14 protein-coding genes are annotated in these 14,392 nt (G+C 39.3%); 5 read left to right on the forward strand and 9 right to left on the reverse strand.

Annotated elements, in window-relative coordinates; genetic code table 11:
- Window positions 1–7 precede the first annotated feature (7 nt).
- Genes WN948_RS01345 through WN948_RS01355 form a run of 3 tightly spaced genes read right to left on the reverse strand, consistent with a single transcriptional unit; the run spans window position 8 to window position 3,635 of the window.
- The gene (locus WN948_RS01345; RefSeq protein WP_342305182.1) at window positions 8–1,111 is read right to left on the reverse strand and encodes a (Fe-S)-binding protein; all 1,104 of its coding nucleotides are present in this window, start codon (window positions 1,109–1,111) and stop codon (window positions 8–10) included.
- 43 nt (window positions 1,112–1,154) lie between these two features.
- Window positions 1,155–2,123, reverse strand: coding sequence for a DUF523 and DUF1722 domain-containing protein (locus WN948_RS01350; protein ID WP_342305184.1), 969 nt, complete (start codon window positions 2,121–2,123; stop codon window positions 1,155–1,157).
- 60 nt (window positions 2,124–2,183) lie between these two features.
- Window positions 2,184–3,635 carry an aminoacyl-histidine dipeptidase gene (locus WN948_RS01355; RefSeq protein WP_342305185.1) on the reverse strand — a complete coding sequence of 484 codons (1,452 nt, stop codon included), beginning with the start codon at window positions 3,633–3,635 and terminating at the stop codon, window positions 2,184–2,186.
- Between the two features lie 174 nt (window positions 3,636–3,809).
- Here WN948_RS01355 and WN948_RS01360 point away from each other — a divergent pair, with 174 nt between their 5' ends.
- From WN948_RS01360 to WN948_RS01370, 3 genes are all read left to right on the forward strand, one after another.
- Window positions 3,810–4,409 carry an O-acetyl-ADP-ribose deacetylase gene (locus tag WN948_RS01360; RefSeq protein ID WP_342305186.1) on the forward strand — a complete coding sequence of 200 codons (600 nt, stop codon included), beginning with the start codon at window positions 3,810–3,812 and terminating at the stop codon, window positions 4,407–4,409.
- Window positions 4,410–4,950: 541 nt separating this feature from the next.
- Window positions 4,951–5,658 (forward strand): type 1 glutamine amidotransferase, encoded by a 708-nt coding sequence (locus WN948_RS01365; RefSeq protein WP_342305187.1) that lies wholly within the window; start codon window positions 4,951–4,953, stop codon window positions 5,656–5,658.
- 79 nt (window positions 5,659–5,737) lie between these two features.
- Entirely contained in the window at window positions 5,738–6,145 is a 408-nt protein-coding gene (locus WN948_RS01370) for a GNAT family N-acetyltransferase (protein ID WP_342305188.1), read from the forward strand.
- Here the strand turns inward: WN948_RS01370 and WN948_RS01375 are convergent.
- Both WN948_RS01375 and WN948_RS01380 read right to left on the reverse strand, forming a co-directional pair.
- Window positions 6,138–6,820, reverse strand: a protein-coding gene (locus WN948_RS01375; RefSeq protein WP_342303728.1) for an IS1 family transposase whose coding sequence is annotated in 2 segments (ribosomal slippage) — window positions 6,138–6,491 and window positions 6,494–6,820 — 681 coding nt in all. Because the reading frame shifts where the segments join, the coding sequence is not laid out codon by codon here. The genes WN948_RS01370 and WN948_RS01375 overlap by 8 nt on opposite strands.
- A gap of 258 nt (window positions 6,821–7,078) precedes the next feature.
- Complete coding sequence (locus WN948_RS01380; RefSeq protein ID WP_342305189.1) at window positions 7,079–9,286, reverse strand: ATP-binding protein; 2,208 nt, start codon at window positions 9,284–9,286, stop codon at window positions 7,079–7,081.
- Window positions 9,287–9,710: 424 nt separating this feature from the next.
- Between WN948_RS01380 and WN948_RS01385 the strand changes: the two genes are divergently transcribed.
- Complete coding sequence (locus WN948_RS01385; protein ID WP_342305190.1) at window positions 9,711–10,988, forward strand: PGF-pre-PGF domain-containing protein; 1,278 nt, start codon at window positions 9,711–9,713, stop codon at window positions 10,986–10,988.
- 71 nt (window positions 10,989–11,059) lie between these two features.
- Entirely contained in the window at window positions 11,060–11,548 is a 489-nt protein-coding gene (locus tag WN948_RS01390) for a metallophosphoesterase (RefSeq protein WP_342305191.1), read from the forward strand.
- Between the two features lie 23 nt (window positions 11,549–11,571).
- On the opposite strand, the gene WN948_RS01395 is transcribed toward WN948_RS01390, so the two are convergent.
- From WN948_RS01395 to WN948_RS01410, 4 genes are all read right to left on the reverse strand, one after another.
- Complete coding sequence (locus tag WN948_RS01395; RefSeq protein ID WP_342305192.1) at window positions 11,572–11,967, reverse strand: putative zinc-binding protein; 396 nt, start codon at window positions 11,965–11,967, stop codon at window positions 11,572–11,574.
- Entirely contained in the window at window positions 11,952–12,185 is a 234-nt protein-coding gene (locus WN948_RS01400) for a thioredoxin family protein (protein ID WP_342305193.1), read from the reverse strand. Before WN948_RS01400 ends, WN948_RS01395 begins: the two co-directional genes overlap by 16 nt.
- A gap of 232 nt (window positions 12,186–12,417) precedes the next feature.
- Window positions 12,418–13,107 (reverse strand): metallophosphoesterase family protein, encoded by a 690-nt coding sequence (locus tag WN948_RS01405; protein ID WP_342305194.1) that lies wholly within the window; start codon window positions 13,105–13,107, stop codon window positions 12,418–12,420.
- A gap of 42 nt (window positions 13,108–13,149) precedes the next feature.
- Window positions 13,150–14,190, reverse strand: a complete 1,041-nt coding sequence (locus WN948_RS01410) for a permease (RefSeq protein WP_342305195.1) — start codon at window positions 14,188–14,190, stop codon at window positions 13,150–13,152.
- Window positions 14,191–14,392: the final 202 nt, after the last annotated feature.

The following is a 14,392-nucleotide window of genomic DNA, read 5'->3' on the forward strand; positions in this document are numbered from 1 at the left end:
CATCATCTCATTCCCAGTCATCAAGTACGCTTTCTGCCAGCAGCACAGAAACATCCTTCATCTTCAGCTCCTCATCCTGAGACCTGCATACGCCTCCCATATGATGCATGCAGAATGGGCAGTATGAGACAAGTGTTTCGACCTTATCCTTGTAATCATTCACCGACAGCATGGCAATATCAGCTGCAATTTCCGGGAAATTCGGTTTAAGTCCTGCCGGTCCTCCACAACACACCTGTTTGCCGTCAAAGAGTTCCTGAACCTCCACACCCATGCTTGAAAGAATACTGCGTGGCACATCTTTTGACTCCTGAAGTGGACAAGCATCACGAACAGAAACGCTCATGTCAAGCTTTTTGGGTTTTAGAGTGCCATCTGCGATCATGTCCTTAAAGATATTAAGGGAATGCTCGACCTCGAAATTCAGTTCACGATAGAGTTCCGGATAATCATGGCTTAGAACAAGATAACAACCGGGACATGAAGCAATGACCTTCTTTACTCCCAGTGACTCGATATAATCAACGAATTTCTTTGCATGCTCAGCCGCTTGCTCCAGATGACCGTTATCGATTAAGAAAAGTCCGCAGCATTTCTCTTCCTTCAGTATCATTGGCCTGATTCCCACATGGTTGAGAAGACGGATAGTGGCTCTTGCAATATCCGGCTGACTGTGAGCTACCCAGCAACCTGCCATGTAAGCTATTTCTGAGCTTTCAGCAAGATCAAGGTCATCTGTTATCCAGTCAAACCTTGTTGCCGGATCCATACTTCCAGGGCTGTTGTTTTCGATTATGTTCCGTGAGATAGCTGTGGTCTTTGCAGGTTCCCTGCCCTGCTGTGCCAGCAACTCCCTCTCATATTGTATGATATCTGTGATAGGAATGTTCACAGGACATACATCATCACAAGCCCCGCATCGTGTGGAAAGATAGACGTTGTCCATTTCATCCTTTGTAAGCTCCTCACCTGCAACGATCTTTGCAAGGCTCTCTATTTTTCCCTGTGGAGTGAAGCGATTACCTTCAGTAACCATGTTCACCGGGCAGACATCCCAGCATTTCTTACAATCTATACAATAACTAATCTCTGCCTCAAACTTATGCATCATATCACCATAAAAATAAATGTAACAAAACAAACGCTAACTTAAATCACTTATCCCAATAATCTTTTTCTCTTTTCTCATCGACCAGGGCTTTTAGCTCTTCAGGATACGGATACAGGAATGCATCCTCATAAGCATCTTCGCCCTGAGAACGAGATGCGAACATTCTCAATAATTCCATAACAGAATCGTCACTTATACTATTATTGCTATAACGCCCAAGCATGTTTTCAAAAAAAGATTTCTCCGCAGGGATTGTATCTGCAAACATGGAAAACATATTCCTTGCAGTATCCATTTTCAAATCCAATGAGCCGGGCTTTCTCATTAACTGTTTTAATAAAGATTCATATTCATTGAACAACTGTCTGACTTCTTTCCCTGAACCCAGTAATTCTGACATTTCTTCTAAAATTTCAGTATTGTAGCTCATGAAAAGAAAACGGTTGTTTTTGTGAAACTTAAGCAAATCTTCAAGATAGGACTCTTTTTTCACCTGTCTGAAAGTCGCAAAAGTGTATAAATAAGTTAGAAAATGATGACGTATGCGGCTATTACGCAATCTCTCATTCTCTTCGATAGGATAACCAGGGTATCTGGCAATAACCTCTCCGGCAAACAGTCCTGCACTTTTTTCAACAACCGGAGACATACTTATCCCAGAGTATACCTTGACGTTTTCGATTCCCATACTTGGAGAAAGACCTTTGAATATGAAACCGTCCATACCTCCAAGCTCATTAAGGAAATTGTCAGTAAAAGTATTCATCTTCTCAGTGAGGTCTTCACCTGTTTTTGGCTGGACGAGCCGATACTCACCATCTTGCTTAATTATCCTCAAAGTATCCCTCGGAACCCCCAGTCCAATCTCAACTTCCGGGCATACTTTGATGAAATCTACAAAAGGTATCATATCACGCACTATCTGAGAAGGAATAACCTGACCGTTATATCGCACGTTATCAAACTCAAGACATCTACTTACAAGAACAATGGGCTTTGGAAATTTTCTCATGTAAATAATATTGTACCTGATTGATTATAATGATGACCTCTTTTCTGTAGATGAATTTTCTTATGAAGTTTTAAATGAAGCAAGTAATGCCACCATGAAATCCCAGACCTTTCGAACTGACGGGATATAAAGTCGCTCATCGGGAGAATGTGGGTTCTTTATGGTAGGACCGAAGGATATCATATCCATGTCTTTGTATTTGGAACCGATAACAGCGCATTCCAGACCTGCATGTATAACCTCGATACGCGCGTATTCACCAAACACTGAGAAATATACTTCTTTGCATCGCTGGAGAAGCTGTGAAGACATATCAGGTTGCCACGCCGGATAACCAGAACCATGTGACCATTTGGCCCCGTATTCAACGGCAACTGAGGTAACCTTTTCAGTGATCACGGCAAGTCCCGAGTCAACTGAACTGCGCTGGCTTGATATTACTACCAGCTCACCATCTTCTATATTCACAGTCGCCAGGTTATTTGAAGTTTCAACGAGACCGGGTATTGCGGGAGATATGGAAGCAACCCCATGTGGCAAAGACAGCAGAAGAGCCAGAGCCTTATGAGCAAAAGTATCATTTATTGCCCTCATATCCATTTCTACCGCATACTCTTCAAGAATCACTGAAAGAGAATGCTCAAGATCCACATATTCAGCTTTCATCCTTTTTTCAAATGCAGATATTGTAGAAAGAGCAGTCTCCATGGAATTAGGTGTAAGAGCAATGATCGCTTCCGCATGTCGTGGAATTGCATTGTGTGCAGAGCCGCCTTTAATATCCATGATCATGATATCCACATCGCCGGTAAGTTCCTTCAAGACTTCTGCAATCAATTTGTTGGCATTTGCTCTCTTTTCATGGATATCAACGCCGGAATGTCCTCCTGCAAGTCCATCTACCACCAGCCTGAAAAGCGATCTATCTTCCGGCACTGGTGAATATCCCAGTGACATCCTGATAGTTGAGTTCAAGCCACCTGCGCAGCCAACGGTAAAAACACCCTCATCTTCCGAATCCACATTCAGCAATATTTTTCCGGAGATGAAATCGGGCATCAGGGCATTAGCTCCGGTAAGACCAGTCTCTTCATCAACAGTGAAAAGCAACTCAAGCGGTGGATGGCTTACGCCAGTATCCTCTGCAAGAGCCAGAGCGATGGCAAGTGCTATTCCATTATCTGCTCCAAGAGTAGTCCCCTGTGCTTTTAACCAGTCACCTTCGATAACGGGTACAATTGGGTCTTTTGTAAAGTCGTGGTTGCACCCACATGCTTTTTCGCATACCATGTCCATATGTCCCTGAATAACTATCGCAGGCAAATTTTCATATCCTTTTGAAGCCGGAACCCCGATAACTACATTATTGACGCTATCGAACTTTACTCTAAAACCCTTTGCTAATGCCCATTCTTTCAACCATGTGGCTATTTTCTCTTCATTTCCTGAAGGCCTTGGAATGCTGCTTACTTCCCTGAAAAGGGCAAGGATCTTTTCTGTGATTTCATCCATGAATTAACCTGCCATAATCTTGAATCTAAAATACTGAACCTTGAATTACAAATATAAGGTACAGTTATTGTGATATATTGCCTGTTCTGTATAAATTATATCATACAACAAAGATAAGAGTAATCTTAACAATTCTTCCTTTAAGGACAAAATGTGGATAATTGAGGTTACAATGTGGATATTTCTGAAACTATTAGTGTAATTATGGGTGATATCGTTGAACAAAAAGTCGATGCCATAGTGAATGCAGCCAACAATTCACTTCTGGGTGGTGGAGGAGTGGACGGAGCCATCCATTATGCTGCAGGTCCGCAACTTCTGGAGGAATGTCGCACCCTTGGAGGATGTCCAACAGGAGAAGCCAGGATCACAAAAGGTTACAAGCTTCCTGCAAAGTGGATTATACACACTGTTGGTCCTGTATGGAAAGGAGGACATTACAGGGAGGAACAACTCCTTACCGACGCATACAGGAATTCACTTATCCTGGCTGAGGAACATGATGTTAAAAGCATTGCTTTTCCTGGAATCAGCATTGGAGCCTATGGTTTTCCGGTAAATAAGGCGTCAGGACTTGCTGTGAGCACTATACTTGAATATCTCAATGCAGAGAGCTCACTGGAAGATGTCAGGCTCATCTGCTTCAATGAGAATGCATACCATTTTTATTCAAGTATGCTGGAAGAACAGGTTTCTCAGTTCGTAACTATTCAGCCTGATAAAAACACTATCAATAGCAATCTTGACAAAAAGTTGAGACCTACATTTTATTAGGATCATTAATTTTGATTGTTGCCATTGATTGCTTTTTTGATTCTTAGGTTGTTAGTGAGCAGACATCTCTATTTCGATGAAATCAGTACCAATAGGCAAATCGTGCCAGGCTGAATAGTTACCTCAGTTCTAAATTTAATGAAGCGTGAAAGTAGAACACATATTATAATGATGATGATTACCATATACTCCATAGTAGAAATATATAAGTAATATGAATTGCTGATGAACTCTTGTTAAGTTTAGCCATACAGAAAAAAGTTACGGATAAACTATTATCAGTATGGTAAGGTTGGTTGGTTGGTGGTGTGGTAAATAATGGTTCATGGTGGTACCATAATTTACCCAAAAACGAAACCCGGCAAGTCAGGATTCCCGTAATCATCAAAAACGGAAAAACGAAAGTTACCCTTTCAAAAACGTATTCGGGAATCCTGTCTGTTGGATCCTTTTTTTCTTTGCCTATTTTATACGACATAGCATTATTGTCGGTGATTTTTACGCATAAATAATTTATTTTACAAACCAGATATAGGAAGCCATGAACCTGCTGATCGTAAAGAACATTTCAAGAGAAGGACCCGGAATACTTGAAGATATTTTAATTGAAAGCAGGATTTCGTATGATATTACCGACCTTGAAGCCGGGGACAAAATCCCATCTCCTGAAAATTATTCTGCCATCATAATCTTTGGTGGACCGGACAGTGCCAACGATGCAAGCAAAAAGATGATTCTGGAACTGAAGATGATAAAACAGGCAATTGATTCAGGCATACCCTATCTAGGCATCTGTCTTGGCATGCAGGCACTTGTTAAGGCATGTGGAGGTTCTATACATGTTAACAATGTCAAAGAGATAGGTTTCACAGGAGAGGATGGTGACTATTATTCAGTTAATATTGCAAAAGAGAATTTAAACGACCCTCTGTTCAATGGTCTTAAAAATCCCTTAAAAATATTCCATTTGCATGGTGAAACAGTAAAAATGACTGAAAAAATGCAATTACTAGCTACCGGGAAGTACTGCAGGCATCAGATAGTAAAAGTAAGTAAAAATGCCTATGGAATACAGGGACACTTTGAACTGACACCAGAAATGTTCACAACATGGCTTGATAACGATTCTGAACTAAGGAAGATGGACAGAGACACACTGGAAAAGGACTTTAAATTGTTTGCGGATGAGTACAGTAACAATGGAAAGAAACTATTCAACAATTTCCTGCAAATTTCCGGCTTGATCTAAGTTTAGTTCATAATTTATTGAAGAATAAACTCATAGTTGATTCAAAACTTTTTTGTACCAGTTGGAGAAATAACAATCAATGAAAATTCCACAAACACTGGATACAAAAAGATTGATAATCAGAAGGTATGTGGAAGAAGATCTTAAAGGGTTACATCTTTTTTTCAACAACGAGGAAATAACCAGTTCCACTGACATGCCCCTCCACCGGAGCCTTGAAGAAACTAAAGCATTTCTTGACATGATTATACAATCATACAGCACTGATGAGCCATTCTTTGCAATGGCAATCTGCAAGAAGGACGAAGAGAAAGTAATTGGCTCATGTGGTTTTGCAAAAATGGATTTCGCTGCTGATGCACAGATATATTATGCCCTTGAACCTGAGTTTCGAGGCAATGGATACGCCACTGAAGCAGTAGAGAAAATGATTGAATATATGATACTGGTTCATGATATCAAAAGAATATCCGGCATTGTTAATTAAACATAGCTAGTTCTTTATTCCTATATTTCATCAAGAGCAAAACGGAGATTTTTAGCATTTCAAGACTTTTAGTATAACACTTTGACTTTCTCCTTAGTCTTGCCAGGAAATGCCTAAATATGCTGTTGTATCCTTCAACAGTATATGTTTCTGCTTTTGATCGAGTATGGATGTTTCTGGGGACTAACTTGGCATATGCCCTCCAATAATCCGTCATTACTTCCCCAACCTCTTTTGTCTTTAACTTTTTCCAGAGTTTTTGTCCTGTTTTTGTTCCTCTGCTGCCAAAAGAGCAATCGATGAATTTCTTCCCATATCTATCAACAGCAATCCATATCCAGCAGTAGTTTTTTTATTCCCAATATAAGTATGCATCTCGTCCAATTCCACAACAGAAATCTCATTTTCACTTTTTAGATCCTCTAATTCACTACCAAATTTTCGAATCCATTTTTGAACAGAAACATGACTAACGCCCAAAAAACGTCCAATTGAACGAAATCCCAACCCCTCCAGATAGAGTTGTAAAGCCTGTCGCTTAACAGATACGGGGCTAGCGGTGGATTTTATATCTACTGAATAGTTGTATCCACAATCATGGCATTTGTAGCGTTGTCGACCATCAATCCTACCGTTCTTCTTATGACTGGAACTCTTACACTTTGGACAATTCATATATAAAAAGAGGCCATCATATTATATAACGATGTTTAATTACCAAAGCCGAATATCCATTTACTGTGCTCCTGAGAATCTTGCCTCAATGAATCTGGCAAAGAGAGTAGGAATGGAATATCAGGGCATTATCAGAAAAGATGACAAAGATGCTAAGTATTTTCTGTTGACACGGGAAAAATATCTTCGTGGAAACTAAAGCGTAAATAAAATACTTAATCAAAACACTACCTTGTTAATGGATTTTTTAGTTACTTTTTAACAAGTTAATTTTGGTTCTCTTTGTAGCGGAATGGAGAAAATGAATGTACTCCCTTCCCCCGGTTTACTTGTTACCCACACATTGCCCCCATGAAGTTCAACGAACTTCTTGACAAGGGAAAGACCAAGACCAGTACCTTGATATACTTTTGAAGTGGACGAATCCAATTGTGTGAAAGGCTTGAACAGTTTTTTCAGGTTATCTTCTGAGATTCCAATGCCGGTATCTACGACCTCAACATGTAGCATATCATGCTTGGTGCTTGCACTAAAGCTTACGTTGCCTTGTAAATCTGTGAACTTTATTGCGTTGTTCACAAGATTGTAGAGTGTCTGCTTGAGCTTAATTTTATCCGCATAAATAATTGAAAGTTGATTATTAACAGTATATTCCAGTGTGATGTTCTTTTTAGCGGCCATTGGATCAAGTATATCTTTCACTTCTTTAAATATCGAAAATATATCAACTTCCTCGCAATGAAGCTCCATTTTTCCAGCCTCTACCTTGGAAAGATCGAGTATGTCGTTGATAAGCTCAAGCAAGTGTTTTCCACTGTTTGAAATGTTACCAACAAATTTGGATTGTTTTTCGTTGAGACTGCCAAAGTTTTTAATTCGAAGCATATCAGAAAAACCTATAATAGAGTTAAGTGGAGTCCTTAGTTCATGGCTCATGTTTGCAAGGAATTCACCCTTAACACGATTTGATTCCTCTGCTGCAAGTTTAGCAAGCTTGATAGCTCGCATTTCATCATCGATTTTTTTAAGAGCGGTGACATCTGTGTAAAATCCCACTGTACATGTTTTTCCATCTACCTGAGCATGAAAAACACTTATATCAACGTAAATTGTTGTTCCATCCTTACGCAGACATGAAATATTTGTTAATGAGGTTTTTTCACCTGTTTCCGGGACTTTTAATTCAGACAGGACTTGTTCTAAATCATTCTGTGGATGAATGTTAATTGTTTTTTGTTGCATTAATTCTTCTTCAGTATATCCCAGCATACTGCATAGCGCCGGATTAACATATCTGAATTTTCCGGTGGAAACATCTGATACATTTATACCTTCAACGGCACCTTCAAAAATATTCCTGAATTTTTCCTCACTGTCCATGAGTTCTTTTTTATTTGCTAGTATGCCCTTATCAGTTTTATCTAATATAATAAAGTAGAATATGAACAATATTCCAAAGATTACAAGGGATCCGATAACAATAACTTTCAAGTTGCTAGCAAATACCTTTTTATCTTCAGTGACATCCTTCATTATGATCATATAGCCCACTTCATCATCTGATGCATCCATCAACGGAACTAGTGCAAAGTGCCATGTTTTCCCATTACTCTTGAATTCCGGAGCTGCTTCTGGTGAAATCTGACCATGGCCTAATTTTTCATTTTTAATGATATTATCTAATTCTTCAGGAAGCGCCATAGTGCTGTAAATTAAAGCTTGCGTGGGATAAAAACTCCAATTCCCATCTCTACCAAGCATTTGCATGCCATTTTCCCACTTCGCACAATCAAGTTTATCCTTGTAGATAAAAACAGCTATTTCTGAGTCGGATTTGTAAGCAACTGAGTTCAGAATGTCTTCAATTTCTTTACCTAGCTCAAAGTATCCAATCAGTGTCTCGTTTATGTATATTGGTTTCACTACACGCAGCGTGAAAGTACCCAGCGACCCCAATTCAATACCACTAACGACATCTCCTGTTCTTTCGGCTTCACGAATAGTAAAGCGATCGACAAAGCCACCCTTTTTATCAGGATTATGAACACGCACAAGATTCACACGATCAGGTCCCTGGAAGTAAATATGTGTTACATTGTGTACTGAGGAAAGCCTTCTGTACATATTCTGGGAAGTAGCCATTAGTTGTTCAACATCGCGTTTCTCTAATGCTGTTTCAATTTTTTCGTTCTCGAGAATCCAATTCATTTCCTCGGCTAATATGATTGACTGCTCTTGCAGCGAATGATTGTATTCTTCAGAAACAAAAATTGTCGTAAGCTGGATATGCTCATCCATCTTCTGGTTCTGCTGCCACCAAAAAATACCCGAGAAAGCAGCAATTAGAATAATGGCTGCAAGCACCAAAGGCACTAATAATTTCCAGAGAATTAAATTTGAAGATGTACTACTATTGGAACGTGCAAATCTATTTTTTATCTTTTTGGATGCAGTTTCTTTATCCATAATAAGTTACCTTCATCAACTCAAATTCTTTGATTTGCTTTTCATTCCTTTTCCCTGATCACGACTGCAGAAACAGTCGCAAATTCCTATTTTAGTGCACATCCTTGAGAAACGCATTTCATAAAATCATATATACTTATATAGTGAACCTTAAATCAGGAGTATATTATATTAATACCTCCATAATACTAATTATATATAACCATATTTATCTTCACTGCTGATGGTAGGGCTTTTTAGGCAATATTAGGTATAACTAAATTAAGCCCAACTAAATCACAAAATGGTGAAGATTACTTTAAAACTTATTTTCTTGGTCCCTATTTTATTCTTAACTCCTTAATGCAAAGTTCACTCAATTAAAATAACAAAGTATAAATATATATTATAATATACTGTTTTTAAATAGTTTTTGGGTGTGAGGATGAACATAATAATATTTTCCCTGAATATTTACAGGAAAATGATGCTATTTTTCCTGATATTAACACTTGTATACTCATGTATTCTGATTACATCGGCAAATTCCGTTGTTAGCATATCACCATCTACACAGGAAGTATATGCAAAACAGAATTTCGATGTCTACATCAATATAGAACCAGATATACCAATAGCCGGTGCACAACTGGACATTTTATTTAACAATAACATGTTTTCTGCAAATGATGTGGATGATGAGGGATTCTTTGAACAGGGAGATTCCATGTCAATTTTTATTGGAGGAACAGTTGATAATCCGCAAGGAAAAATCAACGGTTTGTTTGCCGTAACACTTGGACAGGATGAGATAAGTACCTCTGGAAACTTTGCGCACATCACATTCACTGCAAGCAATAACACAGGAAATTACATTATCAGTCTTTCCAATGTGATATTAAGTGATTCTGAAGGAAAGGCTGTTCCAGTGACTATTCAGAACTCACAGGTTAAGATTCTGGGAGCTTCATCCACTTTAGTACAGGAAACCATTACCACCTCAGGTTGCGGAGCCGGTGGTGGTGGAGGCAATCCCGGCGAGAATATTGAGAATATTGACATTAAGGAAGTAGAGAAACTATATATTACCGGAGACTCAGAAGTCATTTATCTCTTTGATGAGAACGCAAATCCCATTAAATTTATCCGTTATAGATCATTGAAGAATGCAGGGTTCATAACAAGCACAATTGAAGTGCTTAAAGATGTATCATCAACTATTTCCGAAAAACCAGAGGGTACAATTTACAGAAATATCAATATATGGCTTGGAAAAGCAGGCTATGCAACAGAAACTAACATGAAAGACATGAGAATCTCTTTTGCAGTCCTTAAAAAATGGATTCTGGTAAATGATGTTGAAACAACTGATATACATTTGAAAAGGTACCATGAACATAAATGGGAAACACTCGAAACTAAAATGACTGGAGAGAATGAAGATTTTGTGATCTTTGAAGCGATAACCCCTGGATTTTCACCATTTGCCATAACTGCAGATGTACAATTTGAAAAAACGATGGATGAAACTCTTTCAAATAAGAAAAATGACAACGATATGATTACGCAGGAGGAAGATGAAAAAGAAGACAGCCTGTTTCCAAAGAACTCCATTTCAGCCTCAACAGATGAAGATTCAGCAAAACTTGCGCAGAACAGCTCACTAATTCTTTGTATGTCAATGTTCATCCTTTTACTTTGCAGACGTGGCAACGTTGTTTAAGTTTATTGACCAGGTTTTCTGAAAAAGCATAAATCCTGTCCACACCTTCTTTAAAGAGGAGAAGTAGAAAAATGATAGGAATAATGTCTGATTCACACGATAACATGGATGCCATCAAGGCTGCTGTGGAACTGTTCAATAAGAAGAAGGTCAAGACTGTCCTGCATGCAGGTGACATCATTTCCCCTTTCACTGCAACAGCTTTTAGCAAACTGGATGCAGATATGTATTTTGTTTTTGGGAATAATGACGGTGACAGATTGTTACTAAAAGAAAAATTTGAAGAATTGAATGCGCAATGTTGTGGCGACTTCGGTGATCTGGAGATTGATGGAAAAAGAATTGCGCTTCTTCATGGAATATATGAGCCTCCAGTAACTGCTCTGGCAGAATCAGGAGACTTTGATATAGTAGTCAGGGGACACACACACCATGCCGGTGTCACAAAAATAAACGAGACGTTATTGATAAATCCGGGTGAGACCGCAGGAGTGCTCACCGGAAAACGTACGGTGGCACTTCTTGATCCCGAACTTGGTGTTGAGATTGTAGAAATCTAAGAAAATATTTAGTGGAAGCTGCTTTAGAGCAGCTCCGATACCTTAGACAAAAATTCCTTAACCTGTGCAGGGTCAAGGTCAAGATCCTTGTTCTTTTTGATATCCAGATCAGTTAGAAGTATGTGTTTTCCAATTGGAATACCTGCTTCTTCCATTGTTGCTTGTGCACAGTTAAGAGGGCAACCATCGATGACAATGATGGACTCGCAGCCTTCTGCAGACTTAACAAGACCGTTTACTTTGCCACCGACCCCTACAGTACACATCATATTACCAACGCCCTGCTTGTGTAATTCAACTGCAACGGCATTGCTTAACTGACCAACATTAGATGCACCGGCACATGGGAATATTCCTACAATGGAAGCGCCACATGAACACTTTGCATTCTCAGACATAGGTATTACTGTGTTATCCATTCAATAACCTCATTCACCTTTGGTACCCTGCCAACGATCTTTACATCGCCGTCTACAACGACAGCAGGAGTAATTAGCACACCATATGCAAGTATACCATCCATATCCTCAACCTTCACTATCTCAGCATCAACACCTGCTTGCTCAACAGCCTGTTCAACGAACTTCTTTGTCTTGTTGCATTTAGGACAACCAGTACCTAATATCTCTATTTTCATATTTTCATCTCTTTAATTTAAATAATCACGTTTATAGCGTGAAAGTCGCAGGATCTCACACAATCAATACAATACTTGCACAGACTCGGCCTTGCCGGAAAACATATCCCATCCTTTAGTTCAAGGACATCATTCTGACACGCATCCACACATGAACCACAGCCAGTACATTTGTCACCTTTAACAGTAATGAGCACCATTTTGTGAACACTTCCTTTTTTTAAGGATAATATCAGTACCCTCTCTTTAATATTGTTATCAGTTCGTCAGGATTGGGCATGTTCTCCTGTATTTTATTACAGGTAGTCTCTACGTCATAATCACAACGTATGATCTCAGCTTTTGAACTGGTAGTATCGAACACCGCACAACTTGCCCGCCAGTCACCATCTCTGGGCTGACCTGTAGAACCTGGGTTTATTATTAGCATATCTTTGAATTTTTTGATAAAGGGAATATGTGAATGACCTATACATAGAACATCTGCGTCAATCTCAGATACCATTTCTTCCAGATCTGACTCTGATGTCTCCGGCTTCATGTATTCATAATTGGATCTTGGACTTCCATGTGTGAAGTACAGCCTCATTCCATCTATCATTTTCTCAATACTGAAAGGAAGCTGGCGAAGGAACGCCATTTGTACTTCTGTTGTCATATTCCAGGTGTAGTCCCTGGTAGCAACTGAAAGGTGTTTATACTTATAGCCGCATCCACACTCCATTTTGGAACCTACGGCAGCATCGTGATTACCAAGAACTGTTTCGATTTCCTGCTGCATGATAAGATCGATGCACTCAGATGGAGAGGGACCATAGTCCGCAAGGTCACCAAGGCAAATGACCATGTCATGGGGAATTTTCAACACTGCATCCAAAGCTTCTTTATTGCCATGGATATCTGATATCAGCAGTATTCTCATATTTTCACCAAAACTTTCACCGAAGCTTTCCTTTTATGTTTATCATATAAAGTACGTTCCAAACACATATCCTGATATCGTGGCAATTACAACAACAAGCGAAATGTATGTCATACCCTTCTGAAGACCCATGATCCTGCTTATCACGATCATATTAGGCAAACTCAAAGCCGGGCCTGCCAGCAGCATGGATAATGCAGGACCTTTTCCCATACCCAGAAGTGTGAGTGCACTTATTATAGGCACCTCTGTCAATGTTGAGAAATACATCAGGGCTGCAGCAACAGATGCAATTATATACGAAGTGAAAGTGCTTCCTCCCACATATTTAACGACATATGCTGCAGGAAGGAGTTCAACCATGATACCTGCAAAGAATACACCGATCAGCAGAAGTGGAGTTATCTGCTTCACAAGGAACCAGGTTTCACTCATCCAGCTTTCAAGTTCATCCTTACTGAACCACTTGAGAGATACATATACAGTAACAAGTATCAATGGAATTTCCACAAAAAGCATGGGATTCCATGTAGGTAGTATCTCCGGCGTTACAAGTATTGCCAGAAGCAAAAGGAAAAGCCAGACTGTGTGAGCATGTTTTTCATCACCGAAAGTCTGAATGCTCTTTCTTTCAATGTTCTTTTTCTCGTATATGAACGCCATCATAATTCCGATAAACACTGAAAGAAGGATTGCTATGATTGCCCTTGCAACTCCAAGATCATAACCCAATATCTTAGCTGTGTAAACAATAGCAAGAATATTGATAGCAGGAGCTGAGAACAGGAACGTGGTGGCCGGACCAATTCCTGCACCTCTTTTATAGATACCTGCAAAAAGAGGCAGGACAGTACAGCTGCATACTGCAAGAAGACAGCCGGAAACAGCTGCAACGGTATAGGAAACATATTTTGGTGCATCGGCCCCGAAGAATTTCAGGACTGACTCTTTGGAAAAGAGCGATGCTATAGCTCCTGCCAGGAAAAAGGCAGGTATCAGGCACATGAGCACATGCAATGCAAGATACTCCTGAAGTGACGCAATGCCAACGTAAGCCAGATCAATGAGATTAGAAGTCATCATTTCAAATAATGTTGAAATACTATTTATAGCTAGTGGTTTCAAATATTTTTGAAATACTATGTTCCAGCATTCTATAATTATAGAAGTATAACCTCTGTAAAAATAGATATTGTCGTGCGGATTTTTATAGAAACTTGTTGTGTATGGATAAAATATAAAATTAATTTTCTACCGAGCAAAAGGTCATTCTATTGGAAATATA

Source organism: Methanolobus sp. ZRKC5, from assembly GCF_038446525.1.
GTDB lineage: Archaea > Halobacteriota > Methanosarcinia > Methanosarcinales > Methanosarcinaceae > Methanolobus.

Excerpts from the sequence above, each read along its gene's own strand:
- WN948_RS01345 (WP_342305182.1), bottom strand. The coding sequence starts at position 1,111 with ATGATGCATAAGTTTGAGGCAGAGATTAGTTATTGTATAGATTGTAAG.
- WN948_RS01350 (WP_342305184.1), bottom strand. The coding sequence starts at position 2,123 with ATGAGAAAATTTCCAAAGCCCATTGTTCTTGTAAGTAGATGTCTTGAG.
- WN948_RS01355 (WP_342305185.1), bottom strand. The coding sequence starts at position 3,635 with ATGGATGAAATCACAGAAAAGATCCTTGCCCTTTTCAGGGAAGTAAGC.
- WN948_RS01365 (WP_342305187.1), top strand. The coding sequence starts at position 4,951 with ATGAACCTGCTGATCGTAAAGAACATTTCAAGAGAAGGACCCGGAATA.
- WN948_RS01370 (WP_342305188.1), top strand. The coding sequence starts at position 5,738 with ATGAAAATTCCACAAACACTGGATACAAAAAGATTGATAATCAGAAGG.
- WN948_RS01380 (WP_342305189.1), bottom strand. The coding sequence starts at position 9,286 with ATGGATAAAGAAACTGCATCCAAAAAGATAAAAAATAGATTTGCACGT.
- WN948_RS01385 (WP_342305190.1), top strand. The coding sequence starts at position 9,711 with ATGAACATAATAATATTTTCCCTGAATATTTACAGGAAAATGATGCTA.
- WN948_RS01390 (WP_342305191.1), top strand. The coding sequence starts at position 11,060 with ATGATAGGAATAATGTCTGATTCACACGATAACATGGATGCCATCAAG.
- WN948_RS01395 (WP_342305192.1), bottom strand. The coding sequence starts at position 11,967 with ATGGATAACACAGTAATACCTATGTCTGAGAATGCAAAGTGTTCATGT.
- WN948_RS01400 (WP_342305193.1), bottom strand. The coding sequence starts at position 12,185 with ATGAAAATAGAGATATTAGGTACTGGTTGTCCTAAATGCAACAAGACA.
- WN948_RS01405 (WP_342305194.1), bottom strand. The coding sequence starts at position 13,107 with ATGAGAATACTGCTGATATCAGATATCCATGGCAATAAAGAAGCTTTG.
- WN948_RS01410 (WP_342305195.1), bottom strand. The coding sequence starts at position 14,190 with ATGATGACTTCTAATCTCATTGATCTGGCTTACGTTGGCATTGCGTCA.